The following is a 19,025-nucleotide window of genomic DNA, read 5'->3' on the forward strand; positions in this document are numbered from 1 at the left end:
AGGTGGTGCTGCTTCTGGTGCGTGTCGTTTTGGCTTTGCAGCGCGCGCCCTCGGCGCGCGGGGCTGTCCGCGGGGCGGACAGCAGTCGGAGATTCGAAGGCCGAGCTTCGCCGGCCTTCGAATTGGAACGGCGTCGCAAAGGCGATCCTGCTTCTGGTGCGTGCCTCTCCGCTTTGCAGCGCGCGCCCTCGGCGCGCGACGCCGTCCGCCTTGCGGACGGCATATGGGCGATTCGAAGAGGGCCGGGCTTGCAAGCCCGGCCCTTCGAATCCCACCGCGCAGGGCGCGCAGGCGCCCTGCTCTCTCCGGCAAACAAAAAAGGCTCCCAAGGGAGCCTGTTTTGTTTTGGCGGAGAGGGTGGGATTCGAACCCACGGTACGGTCACCCGTACGCCTGATTTCGAGTCAGGTACATTCGACCACTCTGCCACCTCTCCGTGTCGCGGTCGTTTCGCGTGAGGCCGCATTATAGACGGCCTTCGGCAAAAACGGAAGGGCTAATTACGCAACCGCGCTTCAGGCCGTCAGGCGCTCGATGCCGCCCATGTACGGACGCAGCACCTCCGGAATCACCACGCTGCCATCCGCCTGCTGATAGTTTTCCAGCACGGCCACCAACGTGCGGCCGACGGCGAGGCCCGAGCCGTTCAGCGTGTGCAGCAGTTCCGGCTTGCCCTTCGCATTGCGGAAGCGGGCCTGCATCCGGCGCGCCTGGAAATCTTCGCAGTTCGACAGCGACGAGATCTCGCGGTACGTGTTCTGCGCCGGCAGCCAGACTTCGAGGTCGTACGTCTTTGCGGCAGAAAACCCCATATCGCCCGTGCACAGCTGCATCACGCGGTACGGCAGCCCAAGGTTCTTCAGGATCGTCTCGGCCTGGCCCACCATCTCTTCCAGCGCATCGTACGACTGGTCCGGATGGGCGATCTGCACGAGCTCGACCTTGTCGAACTGGTGCTGGCGGATCATGCCGCGCGTGTCGCGGCCGTAGCTGCCCGCCTCCGAACGGAAGCACGGGGTGTGCGCCGTGATCTTGATCGGCAGCGTTTCCGCCGCCACGATCTCGTCGCGCACCATGTTCGTCAGCGACACTTCCGACGTCGGGATCAGATAAAAATTCTCGCCCTCGCCTTCCGCGCCGCCTTTTTTGACCGCGAACAGGTCTTCCTCGAACTTCGGCAGCTGGCCCGTGCCGCGCAGCGAATCGGCATTCACCATGTACGGGGTGTAGCATTCCGTATAGCCGTGCTGGCCCGTGTGCGTGTCCAGCATGTATTGCGCCAGCGCGCGGTGAAGGCGCGCGATGCCGCCTTTCATGACGGCGAAGCGCGAGCCCGTCAGCTTGGTGGCCGTGTCGAAATCCAGGCCCAGCGGGGCGCCGACGTCGACGTGGTCCTTGACTTCGAAATCGAACTGGCGCGGCGTGCCGACCTTGCGCACCTCGACGTTGCCCGACTCGTCCTGACCGACCGGCGTGGACGGATGCGGCACGTTCGGGATCGCGGCCATGAAGTGCGCCAACTTGTCCTGGACCTGGGCCAGCGCGGTCTCGTTCGCCTTCAGCTCGTCGCCGATGCCGGCGACCTCGGCCATCACGGCACTCGTGTCCTCGCCCTTGCCTTTCAGCATGCCGATCTGCTTGGACAGCGAGTTGCGCTTGCCCTGCAATTCCTCGGTGCGCGTCTGGATCGCCTTGCGCTCGGCTTCGAGAGCGTTGAATCCGGCGACGTCGAGCTGGTACTTGCGGCTCGCGAGGCGGGCGGCGACGTTGTCGATGTCTTTGCGAAGCAGTTGGATGTCTATCATTGTCGGATTGTTGCAGGGTGGGATATCGAAAGCGCAATTGTACCAAGTCGCAAGCCGCAAACCATGGCCGTGCACCGAACTTTTGGCCGCGCAACATCGCCGGCGCCCGGTGTCCGCAAGAAATGCCACGTTCGCCGCACGGCGCGTTCCTCACGCCGGGCGTGCCCGCTCGCCAGCGGATACCGTCCGGGGCTGCGGCGACGCCTCGACCCGACGCGTCATCGCGAACAGGAAAAACAGCCAGATCGCGGCATCGTAAAAGAACATCTTTTCATTGATGGGGATGAGGATCAGGATGACGCCGAGCACGATCCCGTTGGCCACGAGTATGCGGCCGAGCATCAACGCGAACGCCAGCGTGACGATGACGCCGCCACGGGTCAGCAGATTGAAGACCATGCCGATGTCCTGGTAGTAACAGCGCACGCACGGGTCGGCGCCGAAGCCGACGCCGATGAATTTCTCGTCCAGGCTCAGCGCCGTCCACGCGTGCACGCCCTCGACGCGGTGCAGCAGGCTCCCGTCGTCGTGCTCCAGGAAGCGCGTCTCCAGGTGCGCCACGACGCCGGACACCGCCATGTACGCGAGCACGGCGCCGACGAGCACGACGAGGTGCACGACGCGCACCTTCGACCGCCACACGTAGCCGAACAGTACGACGAGCACGGGAACGAAATAGATCGACGAGCCCGAATTCGTCACGAAGACGGACAGCACGGCCATGAACGACGTCACGACGAACCGTGTGGTGAACGCCGACGACAGAATGAGAATCGCCGTGAGGCACCCCATATAGTTCGCGTAGGTACCGGGTTCGACCTGCAACCCCGAAAAGCGTGCGATGTGCAGGAAGTCCTCGACGAAGCGGCTGTCCGAACCGAAGATCATCTTGTGGAAATCGACGATCGGTCCGCCCGCCACATAGAACAGCATGGCCTGGACGGTGATCATGGCGGCATTGACGAGCAACAGCCAGGTAACCGCCGCCACGAATTCCGACCGCCACGCGAAACTGGCCTCGTAGATGAATACGGCCAGCAGCGTGTTCAAGACGATCAACAGCGTGAAATGGAAAGGCACGGGACTGACGGCCAGCGAGTGAAACGCCACCATGGCCAACACGACGAGGACCAGACGCGTTTCGACCCGAAAGCGCACCTTCGTGATCGCGAACAATGGGACGAGCGCCACGAACGACACGCCCGCGGAAAAATATTTCGGGAACATCGACGGGTTCTGGCCGCCCTGCTCGAACGGCGTGAACAGCAGGAATAGCGCGCCGAACAAGGCGACGAAGGCCACCCTGCCTTTCACTCGCCGTCGTGCAGCCGGGTGCATGGGTCTGCCCTCCTGGTCGACGCGGGCGCGCCCGGCCCGATGCCGCACGCCGCCGCATCCGACGCCTCCGCGCACGCGGCGGCATGAGCACACTCGGCCAGCGCACGACCGAACAGCGCGTAATTGACGGCCGCGTCGTAGCGGACTTCCCACCACGCGCGCGCCGCGTGGCGCCAGGCACGCGCTGCGCGGCGGTCCGCGAAGCGGTGCAGCGCGGCAGCAATCGTCGGCACGTCGGCATCTGCCGGAATCAGGACGCCATTGGACGTGTTGACGATCTCGGCGCTGGCGCCGACGTCCGTGGCGACCATCGGGATGCCCGCCGCACTGGCTTCCATCAGGCTGACGGGGATGCCTTCGTTGTCGCTCACGTTGACGATGACGTCGAACGGTTCCTCGCGATACAGCGTCCGCAGTTCTGCCGGTGTCAAATACCCCTTGAACACAGCCTGCGCCCGCGCCCCCAGCCGCGCGCGCGCGTACGCGCGCAGGTCGTCGAACAGCGGGCCGTCGCCGACGTGCGTCCAGCGCACGGCCAGCGCCGGATCGGCCGCGAGCAGGCACGCGATCGCATCGACGACGAGATGCAGGCGCTTGCCGGGAACGACGAAAGAACAGGAGACGATTTCCAACGGTCCGCCGGACGACCCGCGGTTCAGCCGGCCTGGATCGTGGACGCCGAGCCGGGCGACGTGGAATTTTGCGGCCAGCTCGGGAAAGCCGTCGGCGAGATAGCGCCGGCCGTGGCCGGACACGCAGTACACGTCGTCGATGCCGGCAAGGATGGCGTGCCGCAACCCCGCATACCTGCCCGGCTTGCGGTCTTCGTAGAGATCGCCGCCATGCGCGCGGCTGACGATGCGCACGTCGCCGCCGCTGGACGCGCGATACTGCAGCGCGCCCACGATCTCGGGCAGCAGCCAATAGAAATAGATGACGTCGACGCGCTCGCCGCGGCGCGCACGGCTGGCCAGGAAGCGCTCGAACAAGCGGGCGCGGTAGATCGCCCGAACGAGTTCCTTCAAGTTCGCCAGCTTGCTGCGATGGCGCAGGATGAAGCCGAGGTCGGCACCCCAGCGGTACCGGACGAGTCCGCTCAGCAGCGCTCCCGCCACGTGCCATGGCCGCAAGACGCCCCAACGCTGTTCCGAATAACCGAGGTCGACCGGCTGGGCGACGGCGCGCGCAACGTCGTCGGGATCGTGGAAGATCGGCACCAGTTCGATGCGGTCGAACCGGCACGCGAGAGACTCGAGCTCGGCCGCCACGAACGCTTCACCCTGCCCGTACGGGTACAGCGACGTGACCACCATCATTGTTCTGGGTGCCATGGCTCTGCCTCAACCGGGCTGACGTGGGCACCGGCCGCCGTCCGCGCGACACGGTCGGCCATGATGCGGTGGTACATGATGGCCGTATACGACGCAGTCGCGGCGAACGCAACGGTGGACGCGAGCGCCGCGCCGCGCATGCCCCATACGGGAATCGCCAGCAGGCACCCGGCACTGTTGAGCGTCAGCGACAGCAGTGCGCCGAGGATGTTCACGCGCTGGCAGCCCATGCCGGCGAGCGAGTTGGCGACGACACTCATATAGCTCCAGGTGACGACACCCGGCAGTAGGATCACGAACGGCAGCACGGCGCCTCCGTAAGCCCGGCCGAACACCCACGGGATGACGACAGGTGCCAGCGCGCCCGCCAGCAATGCCCCCACCGCCGTGAACTTGAAGACCGACAGCGCGACCCGGCGGACCATCGCCCGCAGCGCCGCCGGCGTGCTCGTGTGCGCGGCCGACTCGGGAAACACGATCACGGAGGCGGCGCCGGCGATGAGCCACAACACTTCGGCCAGCTGGATAGCCAGCGCATATTGGCCGGCCGCGGTCGGGTCGAGCAGGAAGCTCACCAGATACAACGCGATCCGGTAGTTGAGAAACGTGATCACGTTGCTGAGGTGGGCACGCAGCCCGAACGCGATCGCCGCGCCGAACGCCGGCCCCGGCCGCGCGGGCGGCGCGTCGTGGCGCCGCACCCTCGCCTCGCCGGCCAGCCAGAGCGCGCCCTGGCTCAGGATGTGGCAGGCCAGCACGGCCGGCACGGTGACGGCGTGCAGCCCGCCCAGCACGAGCACGCCCAGGAAGAAGACGGACGGCTGGACGAGCGCCGTCCTGTTGTACGCGGCATAGTCGCGCGCGCCCTGGAGCAGCGCCGATGTCCACGCGGCCAGCAGCATCATCGGGAACAGCAGGCTGGCGTACAGCGCCGTGGACTTGGCCGTGCCGGGCAGGTAGTGTGCGACGAACCGTTCGCTCGCGAGCGCCAGCGCCAGCGCGACACTTCCCCACAGCGCGAACGCCAAGGTCCAGTTCATGCGGCGCATGGCGCGGGGGCTACCGCTCCCGCTGCTCAGGTGGAACACGTGACTCGGCCCGACGCCCAGGTTCAGGAACGCGTACAGCGTCTGCGGGAGAAGCAGCGCCGTGACGAGCAGGCCATTGTCGTGCGGGCCGAGTTGGCGCGTCGTGATCCACAAGGCGACGAAGTACAAGCCGCTCGACACGACCTGGCGCAACAAGGTCGAGCCGATGGCCGCCGAGAGATCGAACCGCGCGTCCGGCGTGCGGCCGAAAGAGAACGATGCCAGCAGGTATTTCATTCGCGTCAGCATATCCGTTGAGTTTCCGGCACCGGCCGAAGGGCTGCCATGTCGAGCCATTATCGGATGGGGGAATCGCGCGGAACTGAGCCGCATCAAGCGTGCATCGGAGAGAAATCAGTTGCTGAAAATAAATGAGAATGCGGACGTCAGCACGTTCGACCTGACGCAAAGTGACCGTCGGCGTTGGCGTGTACAGTCGCGGATGCGCGGCCTCGCATGTCGCCACGGGGCCGACATCGCAGAAAGGATGAGCATGCCTTCCCTGCCCAGTCTGTTCGTGCTGTTCGCGCTGCTCGCCTGCGCCGCCGTCGCGGGGCGAGCCGGTGCGCAATCGGCCCGCACGCTGTACGTGGCTCCCGACGGCGACGACCACAATCCCGGCACGCGGGGCGCGCCGCTGCGCACGATCCAGGCCGCCGCCGCGGCCGCGACGGCGGGCACGACGGTCCTGGTTGCGCCCGGCACGTACCGCGAAAACATCCGGTCCGTCGCGCAGGGCGACGCGGCCGCCTGGATACGCTATGTGTCGAGCCGGCCCCGCAAGGCGAAGATCGTCGGCGGCGGCACCGAGGCCGTCTGGGACAACCGCGGCGGCCACGTCGAGATCGCCGGCTTCGACATCAGCGGCAGCGGGCGCATCGGCATCGTCAACTACGCATCCGACGTGCGCATCACCGGCAACCACGTCCACAACCTGGCGCTGTCGGGCGGCTGCACGGGAAACGGCGGTGGGGGCATCGTCAACGCGAACTACAGGGCGTCCGATGCCGAGATTTCAGGCAACCTCGTGCATGACATCGGCGCGCCCGGCGCGTGCGCCGGCGTCCACGGCATTTATTACTCGAACCTGCGCGGCAACATCCACGACAATATCGTCTACCGCGCGTCGGCCTGGGGCATCCACCTGTGGCACGCGGCCGACCGCGTCCTCGTCGCGCACAACACGGTGTTCGCGAACGGATCGGCGCAGGTCGGCGGCGGCATCGTGGCCGGCACGGGCGACAATCCGGGCGGGGTCGTCCTGAGCGACACCTACATCGTCAACAACATCGTGGTCCGCAACCCCGGCGCGTCGATCCGCCAGTACTGCGATCGGGGCAAGGCGTGCGTCGGCGCCGGCAACGTCGTCGCCAACAACGTCGTGTACGGCAACGGCAGCGACATCGAGATGCTCGTCGGCACAGCCACCGGGACGATCGCCCAGGACCCCATGTTTGTCCGCTTCCGCCTCGACGGCACCGGCGATTTCGCGCTGCGGCGCGGCTCGCCGGCAAGGCGCCGCGGCATCGCGCCGGAGCAGTCCACCGCGCGCGATGCGCGCGGCGCGAGCGCAACAGCACCGGACATCGGCGCACGCCCGCAGCGCTGAAGCGGACAGCACGGCCAAGCCGGCGCACTTGCAGGTCGCAGGCCATGAACCGGCGCCAATCGTCCTGACCCTGCCCGGCGCCGTCGCGGCGCAGGCCACGTGCGCAATCCGCATCGACACCCCCACTGGCGCCTTCACGCGACCGGCCCCTCCTCGTCGCGAAACCCGCCGACCGTCAGCGCGCACGGCAAGCGCACCGCGCGATCCCGGAAACTTGGCATGCAAACACATCCGTTTTCGTTTTGATACCTGGGGAAAATTTTTTTTAAAAAAGATTGAACTTAGGAAGTTTCCGGCGCTCAAAAGTAACTCATTCACTTGTTGATGTAAGGAACTTCCTCTCATGAAAAAAGCAGTCTCCACGATGTTCTCCCGCCGTACCAACGCCCTGCTGGCCTGCAGCGCAGCCGTCCTCCTGGCCGCCGTCGGCGCCGACGCGGGCGCGCAGACCACGAGCACCAGCATTTATCACCTGTACGTGTCGCCGACCGGTTCGGATTACAACACCGGCAGCTCGAGCAGCCCGTTCAAGACCATCTCCAAGGCGGCCGCGGTCGCCAAGCCCGGCACGACCGTGCACATGGCGCCCGGCACCTACTACGGCAACGTCGCCACGAAGACGAGCGGCACGTCGACCAACCCCATCATCTTCCTGTCGACCACGAACTGGGGCGCCAAGGTCGTCGGCAGCGGTACCGAAGCGATGTGGACGAATAACGGTAACTACGTCCAGATCGTCGGCTTCGACATCACCGGCCCCGGCCGCCTCGGCATCCTGAACTATGCATCGAACACGCTCGTCGCAGGCAACCACATCCACAACCTGACGCTGTCGGGCGGCTGCACGGGCAGCGGCGGCGCGGGTGTCGTCAACGCGACCTACTCGGGTTCGAATGGCGACGTGATCGGCAACGTCGTGCACGACATCGGCACGCCGGGCGGCTGCAACGGCGTGCAAGGCATCTACTCGTCCAACGCGGGCGGCAAGATCATGAACAACATCGTGTACCGCGTCTCCGCCTACGGCATCCACCTGTGGCACGCCGCGAGCGGCACGATCATCGCGAACAACACCGTGTTCGCGAACGGCTCGACCGGCATGGGCGGCGGCATCGTGACCGGTGTGGGCGACTCGCCGGGCGGCGTCCAGCTGGTCAATACGAAGGTCGTCAACAACATCGTCTACAACAACCCGCGCGCCAGCATCATGCAGTACTGCTATTCGGGCGTGTCGTGTATCGGTTCGGGCAACGTCGTGGCGAACAACCTCGTCTACGGTAACGGCCAGGGTATCAGCATGAAGGTGGGCAGCCCCACGAACACCGTCAGCGCGAATCCGCAGTTCGTCAGCTACAACCCGACGGGCACCGGCGACTATCGCCTGCAGACCACCTCGCCGGCGATCAACAAGGGCACGTCGACCTGGGCCCCGACGACCGACTTCCTCGGCGCTGCACGTCCGAGCGGCGGCGCGTTCGACATCGGCGCCTACGAAATGGGCGCGTCCACGACGGGCACGACGGGCACGACGGACACGACCTCGGCGACCTGGGCCTACTGCGCAACGCAAGGCGGCACCTGCTCCTTCAGCGGCCAGCGTGAAGTCCGCTTCGGCACCACGACGGTCTACGCGACGAAGGTCGTGACCGGTCCGGTCGCCTGCACCACCACCGTGTTCGGCGACCCGGCGCCAGGCCACGCGAAGTACTGCTACTACTCGAGCGTGGCGCAGTAATCGTCCCGCCGCCCCGGCGCCATGTCGTGCCGGGTCAACGCAACGAAAAAGGCCGCGGATCCGCGGCCTTTTCGCTTGTTATCGACCCGCGCGGATCAGCCCGGCGGGGCACCGCCCGGCGGAGCGCCGCCCGGCGGAGCGCCGCCCGGCGGCTCACCGCCGCGCGCGTCGTCGTCCAGGCTGCGCAGCCAGGCCAGCTTTTCCGCGATCTTGGCTTCGATCCCGCGCGGCACCGGCTGGTACCAGCCCGGCTCCGGCATGCCGTCCGGCAGATACGTCTCGCCGGCCGCGTACGCGTGCGGCTCGTCGTGGGCATAGCGGTATTCGTGGCCGTAGCCCAGTTCCTTCATCAGTTTCGTGGGCGCGTTGCGCAGGTGGACGGGCACCTCCCGCGATTTATCCTTGCGCACGAAGGCCATCGCGGCGTTGAACGCGTTGTAGCCGGCATTGCTCTTGGCGGCGATGGCGAGATAGACGACGGCCTGGCCCAGCGCCAGTTCGCCCTCGGGCGAGCCGAGGCGCTCGTACGTCTCGACCGCGTCGTTGGCGAGCTGGATCGCGCGCGGGTCGGCGATGCCGATGTCTTCCCACGCCATCCGCACGATGCGGCGTCCCAGGTATTTCGGGTCGGCGCCGCCGTCCAGCATGCGACACAGCCAGTACAGGGCGGCATCCGGATGCGAGCCGCGCACCGATTTGTGCAGCGCCGAGATCTGGTCGTAAAAATTGTCGCCGCCCTTGTCGAAGCGGCGCGCGTTCAGCGTGAGCGCGTTCTCGACGAATTCGCGTGTGATGTGCGCCGTCTTCGACGTGTCGGCCGACGTCTTCGTCTGTTCCAGCAGGTTCAGGAAGCGGCGCGCGTCGCCGTCCGCATAGCCGATCAGCGTCTGCACGGCGATATCGTCGAACTGCAGGTGCGACAGGCCGCCCTGCTGGCGCGCACGTTCCAGCAGCTGGCGCATCTCGTCGTCGTTCAGCGCCTTCAGCACGTACACCTGCGAGCGCGACAGCAGCGCCGAATTGACTTCGAACGACGGGTTTTCCGTCGTCGCGCCGATCAAGGTGACGAGGCCCGACTCCACGAACGGCAGCAGCGCGTCCTGCTGCGACTTGTTGAAGCGGTGGATCTCGTCGATGAAGAGGATCGTGTGGTGGCCGCCGGCCAGGTAGTGCTCGGCCTGCTCGATGGCGGCGCGGATGTCCTTCACGCCCGACAACACGGCCGACAGCGCGATGAATTCGCAGTCGAAGGCATTCGCCGTCAGGCGGGCCAACGTCGTTTTGCCCACGCCGGGCGGGCCCCACAGGATCATCGAATGAGGACGGCCGGATTTGAACACGAGGTTCAGCGGCTTGCCCTCGCCCAGCAGGTGGCTCTGGCCGATCACCTCGGCGATCGTCTTCGGCCGCAGGCTTTCCGCCAGCGGGGCGGCAGGCTCGGTCTTGAAAAGGTCATCCATGGGCGGCTCCCATGGTGCGCGCGGCGTTGTTATTGTTCATTCTGCCTATGTATGGCCGGTCCGTCGAAAGCGCAAGTGTAACGGATGGCCGGCGGCCGCACGGCGGGCTTACTGGTTGACGACTTCCGCGCCCTTCGGGATCGCGAACTTGAACGTCTGCGCGCCCAGCGCCGGATTGCGCTGGAAGCTCGTGAATTTCAGCAGCACGGTCTGGCCGAAGTTGTCCTTCAGCTCCATCGCCTGCGGGATGCCGTCCTTCAGGCCGATGCCGATCTGTTCGAAGGTCGTGTCCTTCGATTTCGGCGTCGCGTTCAGCCATTCCAGGCCGTCGTGCGTGCCCGCCTCGGCCAGCGTGAAATTCTTTTCCAGGTCGTTGCTGCCGAACAGGATCGCGGCGGGCGAACTGCCCAGCGCGCCGCCCAGCTTGCGCGTCGTGACCTGGTTCAAGTCCTTGTCGTACAGGTACAGCGTCTCGCCGTCGGCCTGCAGCAATTGCTCGTACGGCTTCTGGTACGTCCAGATGAATTTGCCGGGACGCGCGAACACGAACGTGCCGCTCGACGTCTTGCCCGTCTTCGTCTTCATGACCTGCGTCTGCGTGAATTCGCCGCGGGCGGACTTGGTCCCGGCCACGAAGGATTTGAATTGGTCGAGAGCCGTGGCGTGGGCGGCGCCCGCTATCAGGAAAGTGGTGGCGATCAGTGTGGTTTTCAGTTTCAACATACTCATTCCGCGTTCGTTGCCGGCACCAGGATGTCCCGGTTGCCGTTCGACTGCATCGGCGACACGATGCCGCTTTGCTCCATCTGCTCGAGCAGGCGCGCGGCGCGGTTGTAGCCGATGCGCAGGTGGCGCTGCACGAGCGAGATCGACGCCCGGCGGTTCTTCAGCACGACGGCCACGGCCTGGTCGTACATCGCGTCGGACTCGCCGCCGCCTTCGCCGGCAGGTACGCCGTCGGCGCCGCCGCCCTCTTCGGCCACGCCGCCTTCGAGAATGCCCTCAATGTAATTCGGTTCGCCGGTGGACTGGAGATGTTTTACAACTCGATGCACTTCGTCGTCCGACACGAACGCGCCGTGCACGCGGATCGGCAGACCGGTCCCCGGCGGCATGTACAGCATGTCGCCCATGCCCAGCAGCGTCTCGGCGCCCATCTGGTCGAGAATCGTGCGCGAGTCGATCTTGGACGACACCTGGAACGCGATACGCGTCGGGATGTTCGCCTTGATCAGGCCCGTGATGACGTCCACGGACGGACGCTGCGTCGCGAGGATCAGGTGGATGCCGGCCGCGCGCGCCTTCTGCGCGATACGGGCGATCAGCTCCTCGACCTTCTTGCCGACCACCATCATCAGGTCGGCCAGCTCGTCGATGATGATGACGATCGTCGGCAGCTTGTCCAGCGGCTCCGGCGCGTCCGGCGTCAGCGAGAACGGGTTCGGGATGTGCTCTTCGCGCTTGGCGGCTTCCGCGATCTTGCTGTTGTAGCCGGCCAGGTTACGCACGCCCAGCTTCGACATGAGCTTGTAGCGCCGCTCCATCTCGTTCACGGCCCAGTTCAGCGCGTGGCCGGCCTGGCGCATGTCCGTGACGACGGGCGCCAGCAGGTGCGGGATCCCTTCGTACACCGACATCTCCAGCATCTTCGGGTCGATCAGGATCAGGCGCACGTCGGCCGGATCGGCCTTGTACAGGAGCGACAGGATCGTCGCGTTGATGCCGACGGATTTACCGGAACCGGTCGTACCCGCGACCAGCAGGTGCGGCATCTTCGCGAGGTCGGCGACCACGGGCTTGCCGGCGATGTCCTTGCCGAGTGCGACCGTCAGGCTGGACGCGCTGTCGCCGTACACCTTCGAGCCGAGGATCTCGGTCAGGCGCACGATCTGGCGCTTCGGGTTCGGCAGTTCCAGCGCCATGTAGTTCTTGCCGGGGATCGTCTCCACGACGCGGATCGACGTCAGCGACAGCGAACGCGCGAGGTCGCGCGCCAGGTTGACGATCTGGCTGCCCTTCACGCCCGTCGCGGGCTCGATCTCGTAGCGCGTGACGACGGGGCCCGGATACGCCGCGACGACCTTCGCCTCGACGCCGAAGTCCGACAGCTTCTTCTCGATCAGGCGGCTCGTGAATTCCAGGGTCTCGATGGCGACGGATTCCTGCGTGGGCGGCGCGTCGTCCAGCAGCGCCAGCGGCGGCAACGAGCCGTCGCCGGTCACCTCGAACAGGTGCGACTGGCGTTCCTTCTCGGCGCGCTCTGAGCGGGGCACGCTCGTCATCGCCGGCTCGATCTTGATCGGGTTCGGGTTCGGCGCGGATGCGGGCGGCAGCGAGGTCGCGGGTGCCGCCTTCGCGGACGCGGGTACCAGCGCGGGTGCGCGCGGCGCCGGCGGTACGTCGTCCGCGTCGTCGAACGACGGCTCCATCGCGAACGGTGCGGGCGCCGGCCCGTCGCCGGCGATCTGCGGTTCCGCCTTCGCGCGCGCCAGTTTCGCCTCGCCGCGTGCCTTGACCTTCGCCTTCATCTTGGCGAGGAAGCCCGGCGCCGGTGGCGCATCCTGCCCCGCGTCGTCCGCGTCGTCGTCGGACGGGGTGCCGATCCGCACGGGCGAACCCGCATGTTTTTCCACGTACTTGGCGCGCTCGTGCACGACGACCTCGTCGCGCTTGTGCGCCGCGACCTCGCCGTAGCGACGGTCTTCGCGGTCTTCGTAGCGCAGGCGGAACCAGTCCCACGTCGCCTCGACGGATTCGCCGATGCGCTCGGCCACCGCGAGCCACGACACGTGGAAGTACCAGGAAAAGCCGAGGCCGAACATCAGCAACAGCAGCAATGTGGCGCCCGTGAAGCCGAACGCGTTATGGGCGGCATGGCCGATCAGCTGGCCCAGCACGCCGCCGGCCGCGCGCGGCAATTCCACTTTCAGCGACCACATGCGCAGGTATTCGAGCCCGACGCTGCCGGCGAACATCAGCACGAAGCCGATCCAGCGCACGAGCGTCTCGCCCTGGTGCTCAGGCTCCTGGTCCGCTTCCTGCACGATGAACCGCGTGTGCAGACGGCGGTAGCCGCTCCATACGGCGCGCGTAAAGCAGACGCACAACCACCATGCGGAAAAGCCGAAGATGAACAGCAACAGGTCGGCCAGCCACGCGCCGGCGCGGCCGCCCAGGTTGGCGATGCGGGGGACGACGTTCTCGTGCGAGAAGCCTGGATCGGCCCGGTTATAACTGAGCAAAATGAGGACGAAATACAACAGTGCGACGGCCGTGGCCAGCCAGCGGGCCTCGGACAACAGGCGCACGAGCCGGTTCGGCAACGGCTGCCGCGGTGGCCTCGGCTTGTGAGTATAGGTCGTGCTCGTCGGTGGACTATTCTTGCTCATTGCGGTTTGAAACGGTACTGCCGGGTCACAATGCCCCAAAGATGACCATTCTAAGCGATATATTGCCGCCCTGGCCCCACGATTCATGCTTGTCTGCATCATCGACTATAATCCCGGCTCCAACGCCTCTTGATTCCGCACGGCCCGGCCCCCACTTTCCGGGCATCATCCAATAGAAGAAGTTCAACATGACCACTCGCAAACACGCCAAAGTCCTGATCCTCGGTTCCGGCCCCGCCGGTTACAGTGCCGCCGTCTATGCCGCACGCGCCAACCTCAGTCCGATGCTGGTGACGGGTGTCGAGCAGGGTGGTCAACTGATGACGACGACCGACGTCGAGAACTGGCCGGGCGACCCGCTGGGCGTCCAGGGTCCGGAACTGATGCAGCGCCTGCTGCAGCATGCCGAGCGCTTCAACACCGAGATCGTGTTCGACCACATCCACACGACGTTCCTGAACGAGAAGCCGATCCGCCTCGTGGGCGATTCGCACGAATTCACATGCGACGCGCTGATCATCGCGACGGGCGCCTCCGCGCAATACCTGGGCCTGCCCAGCGAGCAGGAATTCATGGGCAAAGGTGTCTCGGCCTGCGCAACGTGCGACGGCTTCTTCTACCGCAACCAGGAAGTCGCCGTGATCGGCGGCGGCAACACGGCCGTCGAGGAAGCGCTGTACCTGTCGAACATCGCAACGAAAGTCACGCTGATCCACCGCCGCGACAAGTTCCGCGCCGAGCCGATCCTCGTCGACCGCCTGATGGGCAAGGTCGCGGAAGGCAAGATCGTGCTGGAACTGAACCAGACGTTGGACGAGGTCCAGGGCGACCAGAGCGGCGTCACGGGCCTGCGCCTGAAGTCGACGGACGGCGGCGCGACGAAAGAGATCAAGGTGCACGGCCTGTTCGTGGCGATCGGCCACAAGCCGAACACCGGCATCTTCGACGGCCAGATCGACATGCACAACGGCTACATCAAGACCCGCGGCGGCAGCGAAGGCATGGCCACCGCGACCAACGTCCCGGGCGTGTTCGCGGCCGGCGACGTGCAGGACCACGTGTACCGCCAGGCGATCACGTCGTCGGGCTCGGGCTGTATGGCCGCGCTGGATGCCCAGCGCTACCTGGAAGCCCTGGAGTAAATCTTTGCAGGTTGTTCGATGGCGGGCATGAAAGACTTCGCTGATTTAAAAGCCTTGCGCGACAAGCTCAAGGAAGAAGAGCGGCTGCGCGCCATCGAGAAGGCCGAGCGGGAAAAGCGCGAGCGCATCGCGCGCGAGCGCGCCGTCGAATTCCGCTCGGCCGTCAAGGACGTCGTCAAGATGCCCGAATCGGACCGCTACGTGTGGCGGCCCATGCACGAATTCGAAACGCGCGGCCAACCGCTGCCGACGCGTCCCCGTACGCAGGAAGAAGAGACGGCCGCCGTGCTGCGCGAGTCGATGCTGTCCGACCAGTTCGACGTGGACGGCCTGCTCGATGAAGACCCGTCCCTCAGCTGGTCCGCACCGGGCGTCGGCCCCGACGTCGTGAAAAAACTGCGCAAGCGCCACTGGCCCGTCGAGGACGAACTCGACCTGCATGGCCTCACGCGCGACGAGGCGCGGCGCCACGTCGACGCCTATCTGCGCAAATCGACCAGGCGCGGCATCCGCTGCGTACGCATCATCCACGGCGTGGGCTATGGCTCGGCCGGCGGCGAACCGGTCTTGCGCGGCATGGTCCACAGCTGGCTCGTGCAGACGGGCGACGTCGTCGCCTTCTGCGTGGCGAATCGCGCCGATGGGGGCAACGGCGCGTTGATCGTCCTCCTCCGCCCCGCCTTGCTGGACTGATCAGCTTCCTCTTTTGTCAAGTCACAGAATGAATGTGTCCAAATACATTCGTTCGGGCACGATTCATTGTCAAGAATCCGCAACGATTTGATGAAAGCTGTAATATTCCTCCGCCGCCGCGCCACCCGGGCGCCGCCAGTTTTGAGGATGCATGAGTGAAGTCCAGTACGCCAGTGCCGATGGCAGCGCCGCAGCGGGTCGACCTGCACAATTGTGCGGATGAGCCGATCCACATCCCGGGCACGATCCAGCCGCATGGCGCACTGATTTTCCTCTCGAGCGCCGGCCTCGTCGAAGGCTGGAGCGCGAACATCGCCACGGTCATCGGCAGCGCACCTGCGCTGGGACAGCCGTTCGGCGCGCTCGGCCTGCCGCAGCCGGTGACGGCACTCATCCAGGAATGCTACGACACGATGGCCGAGGGCGAATCGCCGGCCACCGTGACGGCACTCGACGTCGACGGCCGCGAATACGATTGTATCGTGCACGCCCACCTCGGCCGCGTGCTCGTCGAATTCGAGGCGCGCGACGTGGGCATGGGCGAAGTCGCGCACTTCGCGATCAAGGCCCATTCGACGATCGACCGCCTGCGCCGCCAGCGCACGATCGACGACCTGCTGCAAACGGCCGTGCGCCAGGTGCGCGACGTCACGGGGTTCGACCGCGTGATGGCGTACCGTTTCCGCGCCGACGATTCCGGCGACGTGGTGGCCGAGGCGCGCCGCGACGACCTCGTGCCCTATCTCGGCCAGCGCTATCCGGCCGGCGACATCCCGCCGCAGGCGCGCCGCCTGTACGTGCTGAACACCTTGCGCATGATCGCCGACGTCGGCTACACGCCGGTGCCCCTGGTGGGCGCGCCCGATGCGACGCCGCTGGACATGAGCTTCGCCGTGCTGCGCAGCGTCTCGCCGATCCACGTGGAATACCTGCAGAACATGGGCGTGGGCGCGTCGATGAGCGTGTCCATCGTCGTGGGCGGCCGCCTGTGGGGCCTGATCGCCTGCCACCACATGGGCCCGAAGCGCGTGCCCTACTCGGTGCGGATGGCGGCGGACGTGCTGGCCCAGGTGATCGCATCGACCGTGCAAGGCATCGAGGCGCGCGAGGAAGCGGGCCTCGTCGAATGCGCCGCCCGCGTGCGCACGAGCCTCGTCGAATCGCTGCTGCTGGAAGACGACCCGCTCGAAGCCCTCGTCCACCACGGCGACGGCCTGCTGGAATCCACTCACGCGCAGGCGCTCCTCGTCAGCCAGTACGGGCGGGTCGTGTGCCGCGGCGTGGACCAGGCGCTGGGCGACGCCATCGTCGCGTCGCTGCCGGCCGAGCCGCACCACATCGTCGTGCGCACCTGCGTGACGGAATGGCCCGCGGCCCTGCAGCCCCTGCTCGGCAAATGGGCCGGCATGCTGGCCCTGCCGTTCGACCCGCATACGGGCGGCTGGTGCGTGCTGCTGCGCGCGGAACAGATCGAGGAAGTGGCCTGGGGCGGCAAGCCGGACAAGAGCCAGGCCGGCCCGCTGGGCGAGCGCCTGACCCCGCGCGGTTCGTTCGACGCCTGGCACGAAACGGTGCGCGGCTGCGCCCGGCCATGGGAAGACGGCGTCCTCCAGCATGCGCGCATGCTGCTGGGCGAGCTCGCGCGCGTGTCGAACGCGCGCCGCGCGCAGACGGAAGCGACGCGCGCCCAGCTGCTCGCGATGCTGGGCCACGACCTGCGCGACCCGCTCAACTCGATCAACATGGCGGGCATGGTGCTGGAACGGACGGACGGCGGCAGCAACAAGGGCACGCTGGGCAAGCGCATCCAGTCCTCGAGCAACCGCATGCAGCGCATGATCGGCCAGGTGCTGGACATGAGCCGCATCGACCGCGGCATGTCGCTCGGCGTCGAACTGCAACCGGTCGACCTCGCGGCCCTCGCCGGCGACCTCGTCGAGGAAGCGCGCCTCGCCTACCCGACCATCGTCTACGACCTGCAGACGACAGGCCCCGCGTTCGTGCTGGCGGACGCCGGTCGCCTGGGCCAGGTGATCTCGAACCTGCTGTCCAACGCACGCCACCACGGCGAGCCGAACCAGCCGATCACGATCCGTCTCGCGCCGCACGACGGCCTCGCCGTGCTGGACATCGCGAACGCGGGTGCACCGATCCCGGCGGAGACGGAAAGCGCGCTGTTCAACCCGTTCAAGCGCAGCTCGCTGAACAACCCGCGCAACCGCACGGGCATGGGTCTCGGGCTGTACATCGCCCAGCAGATCGTGCGCGAGCACGAGGGCGAGATCGCGTACCGCCACGAGGACGGCAAGGTGGTGTTTTCCGTGCGGCTGCCGCTGGTTCCGAATCCGTAGGGTGGGCGGCCCTCCGCCGACGCGTGACGCATGCATGATGCCGGCGTCCGCGTGGGCATGTTAGCCTAGCGGTGTCGACACAACCCGCCGCCGCATGCACCTCATCACCGTCATCGAAATCATCGCGATCCTCGTCGGCGCGTTCTCGGGCTTCATCGAGGCGCGGCGCAAGCGCATGGACGTGGTGGGCGTGTTCACGGTGGCCTTCATCGCGGCGTTCGGCGGCGGCACCTTGCGCGACATCCTGCTGGACAAGCGCCCGCTGTTCTGGGTGATCCACGAGGAGTACGCGATCCTGATCTTCGTGCTGGCCCTCGTCGCGACGCCCCTGATTCGCACCTTGCGCCAGATCGTGTCGGAACGGCTGATCGTCATCGCCGACGCCGTCGGCCTCGGGCTGTTTTCCGTCGCCGGCGTGTCGTCCGCGCTGGACGCCCACATGCCGCTGTTCATCGCGTCGATGATGGGCGTGATCACGGGGATCTTCGGCGGCGTGATGCGCGACATCGTGTGCAACGAGGTCCCGATGGTGTTCAGGGACGGCAAGCCCTACGCCATCTGCGCGTTCCTCGGCAACTGGATGTTCCTGCTGCTCGGGATGAACGGCTTCCCGCACGATTTCGCGCTGTGGTCCAGCGCGATGTTCATCGTCGCGTTCCGGCTCGTGACCTGGAAGTTCGATTTCCGAGTGGGGCGATAAGGCGTCGCCCCGGCGCGGTCAGACAGCGTCCGGTCCCGTCTCGCCCGTGCGGATGCGGATCACCTGCTCCACTTCCTGCACGAAGATCTTGCCGTCGCCGATCTTGCCCGTGCGCGCCGCCTTGATGATGGCGTCCACGACCTGCTCGGTCAGAGAGTCGTCGACCACCACTTCGATCTTCACCTTGGGCAGGAAGTCGACCACGTATTCGGCGCCGCGGTACAGTTCCGTGTGGCCCTTCTGGCGGCCGAAGCCCTTCACTTCCGTGACGGTCAGGCCCGTGACGTTCACTTCGGCCAGCGCCTCGCGCACTTCGTCCAGCTTGAACGGCTTGATCACGCAGGTAATCTGTTTCATCGTTTATCTCCTAGTCCAGTTTGCCGG

General features: G+C 66.4%; 14 protein-coding genes and 1 tRNA gene. 6 read left to right on the forward strand and 9 right to left on the reverse strand.

Translation table 11 applies throughout. The features are described from left to right. Positions 1–346 precede the first annotated feature (346 nt). The 5 genes from NX784_RS14620 to NX784_RS14640 all read right to left on the reverse strand — a co-directional run bounded on the left by NX784_RS14620 (position 347) and on the right by NX784_RS14640 (position 5,799). A tRNA-Ser gene (locus tag NX784_RS14620) sits at positions 347–436 on the reverse strand. A 79-nt stretch (positions 437–515) separates the two neighbouring features. Continuing rightward, positions 516–1,805, reverse strand: a complete 1,290-nt coding sequence (gene serS / locus NX784_RS14625) for a serine--tRNA ligase (RefSeq protein ID WP_258817416.1) — start codon at positions 1,803–1,805, stop codon at positions 516–518. Between the two features lie 150 nt (positions 1,806–1,955). After that, entirely contained in the window at positions 1,956–3,119 is a 1,164-nt protein-coding gene (locus NX784_RS14630) for a YfhO family protein (protein WP_258817417.1), read from the reverse strand. Continuing rightward, positions 3,116–4,474 (reverse strand): glycosyltransferase, encoded by a 1,359-nt coding sequence (locus NX784_RS14635; RefSeq protein WP_258817418.1) that lies wholly within the window; start codon positions 4,472–4,474, stop codon positions 3,116–3,118. The genes NX784_RS14630 and NX784_RS14635 overlap by 4 nt, the downstream gene beginning before the upstream one ends. Then, entirely contained in the window at positions 4,456–5,799 is a 1,344-nt protein-coding gene (locus tag NX784_RS14640) for a lipopolysaccharide biosynthesis protein (protein ID WP_258817419.1), read from the reverse strand. The genes NX784_RS14635 and NX784_RS14640 overlap by 19 nt, the downstream gene beginning before the upstream one ends. Before the next feature lie 256 nt (positions 5,800–6,055). Here NX784_RS14640 and NX784_RS14645 point away from each other — a divergent pair, with 256 nt between their 5' ends. After that, positions 6,056–7,171, forward strand: a complete 1,116-nt coding sequence (locus tag NX784_RS14645) for a DUF1565 domain-containing protein (RefSeq protein ID WP_258817420.1) — start codon at positions 6,056–6,058, stop codon at positions 7,169–7,171. A 343-nt stretch (positions 7,172–7,514) separates the two neighbouring features. Further along, on the forward strand, positions 7,515–8,906 hold the full coding sequence (locus tag NX784_RS14650) for a choice-of-anchor Q domain-containing protein (RefSeq protein ID WP_258817421.1): 1,392 nt from the start codon (positions 7,515–7,517) through the stop codon (positions 8,904–8,906). A gap of 95 nt (positions 8,907–9,001) precedes the next feature. Here NX784_RS14650 and NX784_RS14655 read toward each other — a convergent pair whose 3' ends face one another. From NX784_RS14655 to NX784_RS14665, 3 genes are all read right to left on the reverse strand, one after another. After that, on the reverse strand, positions 9,002–10,366 hold the full coding sequence (locus tag NX784_RS14655) for a replication-associated recombination protein A (RefSeq protein ID WP_258817422.1): 1,365 nt from the start codon (positions 10,364–10,366) through the stop codon (positions 9,002–9,004). A 108-nt stretch (positions 10,367–10,474) separates the two neighbouring features. Further along, positions 10,475–11,095: an outer membrane lipoprotein chaperone LolA gene (lolA, locus tag NX784_RS14660; protein WP_258817423.1), complete on the reverse strand. Its 621-nt coding sequence runs from the start codon at positions 11,093–11,095 to the stop codon at positions 10,475–10,477. Further along, entirely contained in the window at positions 11,092–13,755 is a 2,664-nt protein-coding gene (locus NX784_RS14665; protein ID WP_258817424.1) for a DNA translocase FtsK, read from the reverse strand. Before NX784_RS14665 ends, lolA begins: the two co-directional genes overlap by 4 nt. 188 nt (positions 13,756–13,943) lie before the next feature. On the opposite strand from NX784_RS14665, the gene trxB reads away from it, so the two are divergent. The 4 genes from trxB (at position 13,944) to NX784_RS14685 (ending at position 18,641) form a co-directional block, all read left to right on the forward strand. Beyond that, positions 13,944–14,897: a thioredoxin-disulfide reductase gene (gene trxB, locus NX784_RS14670; protein WP_258817425.1), complete on the forward strand. Its 954-nt coding sequence runs from the start codon at positions 13,944–13,946 to the stop codon at positions 14,895–14,897. Between the two features lie 18 nt (positions 14,898–14,915). Further along, entirely contained in the window at positions 14,916–15,590 is a 675-nt protein-coding gene (locus NX784_RS14675) for a Smr/MutS family protein (protein WP_258817426.1), read from the forward strand. Between the two features lie 155 nt (positions 15,591–15,745). After that, positions 15,746–17,941, forward strand: a complete 2,196-nt coding sequence (locus NX784_RS14680) for an ATP-binding protein (RefSeq protein WP_258817427.1) — start codon at positions 15,746–15,748, stop codon at positions 17,939–17,941. Between the two features lie 94 nt (positions 17,942–18,035). Beyond that, positions 18,036–18,641, forward strand: coding sequence for a trimeric intracellular cation channel family protein (locus NX784_RS14685; protein WP_258817428.1), 606 nt, complete (start codon positions 18,036–18,038; stop codon positions 18,639–18,641). A gap of 18 nt (positions 18,642–18,659) precedes the next feature. Here the strand turns inward: NX784_RS14685 and NX784_RS14690 are convergent, their stop codons facing one another. Next, entirely contained in the window at positions 18,660–18,998 is a 339-nt protein-coding gene (locus tag NX784_RS14690; protein WP_091669274.1) for a P-II family nitrogen regulator, read from the reverse strand. Between the last annotated feature and the right edge of the window lie 27 nt (positions 18,999–19,025).

This window comes from Massilia pinisoli, from assembly GCF_024753285.1.
In the GTDB taxonomy this organism is placed as follows: Bacteria; Pseudomonadota; Gammaproteobacteria; order Burkholderiales; family Burkholderiaceae_D; genus Telluria; species Telluria pinisoli.